At 65.4% G+C, this 1,614-nt stretch carries 1 protein-coding gene; it reads right to left on the minus strand.

Annotation, left to right across the window (positions count from 1 at the left end; genetic code table 11):
• Positions 1–1,614 (minus strand): 2-isopropylmalate synthase (locus tag BLX41_RS11595; RefSeq protein WP_259744724.1); only part of this gene is annotated, 1,614 nt, incomplete at both ends.

Consider the following 1,614-nt stretch of genomic DNA (forward strand, 5'->3'; position numbering starts at 1 on the left):
GGGCTCCCGGACGGATTCCGCGGCAGGGGTGAATGCCAGCACTCGCTCCGGATGAAACCGCGCCGCGGCATTGATCACCGCCTGCACCGAAGCGGTGACGATGTTGGCATGGCACCCGGCGCCAAAACGTGAGCCGGCCACGCCCGGCCACGCCGCTTCAACAATGGCCAGTGCCTGGGCGTCGGCCCCCGCTCCCAGGTTGCGCTCTTCAAAACTGTCGATACGCAGAGGCAAGCCCAGGGCGGCCGAGGTCGCGGCGATAGGTCCGTTGCCCACCCCACGCAAGCACAGCGCCTGGTTCCCGGGGGTGGCGATCCGCAACTCGATCCCTTGCCCCTCGGGAGCATCGAACAATCGGTGACCGAGATACACCAGGCTCGCCGCCCCCTCTCCAATAGTCAGGTAAGTGCGCTGGAACAACGCCCATAACGCTTCACTGCTCAACTCGGCATCACTGGCATCGGCCAGCTTCTGCACAATGGCGCTGAACTCGATCTGCATGCGCCGGGGCATGACGATGCCGTGGTCGCGCTGCAGCAGGAAAGCGATCCCGCCTTTGCCGGACTGGCTGTTGACGCGCACGATGCTGTCGTAGGTCCGCCCCAGATCCTGCGGATCGATGGGCAGGTAGGGCACCTCCCAGAAACCGTCGGCCGACTGGGCGGCAAAGCCCTTGGCGATGGCATCCTGGTGCGAGCCGGAAAAGGCGGTGAACACCAGATCGCCGACATAGGGATGGCGCGGATGGATCGGCAGCGCCGTGCACTCCTCGGCAACCCGGGCCACCGCTGCGATATCGGAGAAATCCAGCCCGGGGCTGATGCCCTGGGTATAGAGATTCAGGGCCAGGGTCACCAGATCCAGGTTGCCACTGCGCTCACCGTTGCCGAACAGGCAGCCCTCCACCCGCTGGGCGCCCGCCAGCAACGCCTGTTCGGCACAGGCCACGCCGGTGCCCCGGTCGTTGTGCGGGTGCACTGACAGCGTGACCTGATCGCGGCGCTCCAGGCGCCTGTGCATCCATTCGATCTGGTCGGCAAAGACGTTGGCGGTGGCCACCTCGACGGTGGTCGGCAGGTTGATGATGATCGGGCGCCCCGGGCCAGCGTCCCAGGTACGGATCGCGGTGTTGCACATGCGCAGAGACACCTCGAGCTCCGCCATGCAGAAGGTTTCGGGGGAATACTGCAACACCCATTCGGTTTCCGGGTGCTGCTCGGTCAAGTCGCGCAACAGCCTTACATGGCGCTCTACCAGCGACTCGACCTCGTCCACCGAAAGCCCGAAGACCACGCGCCGCCAGACCGGGGCGATGGCGTTGTACAGGTGGACGATGACCCGGCGCGCGCCCTGCACACTGCGTACGGTTTCGCGGATCAGGTCCTCGCGCAGTTGGGTCATCACCATGGGTGTGACGTCGGCGGGAATCCGCTGCTGTTCCACAAGCTCACGAACCACCTCGAAATCGGTGCGCGAGGCGGCGGGGAATCCCACTTCGATTTCCTTGAAGCCCAGGCGCACCAGTTCCTCGAACAGGCGCAGCTTGCGCTCGCGGTTCATCGGCTCGAACAGCGCCTGATTGCCATCGCGCAGGTCGGTGGACAGCCAGATCGG

This window comes from Pseudomonas protegens (assembly GCF_003732485.1).
In the GTDB taxonomy this organism is placed as follows: domain Bacteria; phylum Pseudomonadota; class Gammaproteobacteria; order Pseudomonadales; family Pseudomonadaceae; genus Aquipseudomonas; species Aquipseudomonas protegens_B.